Genomic DNA, 273 nt, shown 5'->3' with positions numbered 1-273 from the left:
AAGCCGCCATCGCCGCCATCGCGCCCGCCAAGCGGGTGGAATTTTTTGGCTTCGGCGCCTCCGGTGCCGTAGCCAGCGACGCCCAGCACAAGTTCTTCCGCCTGCAGCTGGCCACCGCTGCACACTCCGATCACCACATGCAGAACATGTCAGCCATGTCTATGGAGCCCGGCGATGTGGTGGTAGCCATCTCCCAGAGCGGGCGCACCAAAGCACTGCTGCACTCGATGGAAATGGTCAAGCAGCAGGGCGGTACCGTGATTGGCCTGGCCC

Annotated in this window: 1 protein-coding gene; it reads left to right on the top strand. The window is 63.7% G+C overall.

The genetic code is table 11. The features are described 5' to 3' along the window. Nucleotides 1-273 (top strand): SIS domain-containing protein (locus AVJ23_RS22055; RefSeq protein WP_157772798.1); only part of this gene is annotated, 273 nt, incomplete at both ends.

It is taken from the genome of Pseudoponticoccus marisrubri (genome assembly GCF_001482405.1).
GTDB lineage: Bacteria > Pseudomonadota > Alphaproteobacteria > Rhodobacterales > Rhodobacteraceae > Pseudoponticoccus > Pseudoponticoccus marisrubri.
The sequence above is the reverse complement of the archived record's forward strand: the minus strand, read 5'-3'. Positions and strand labels throughout refer to the sequence as shown.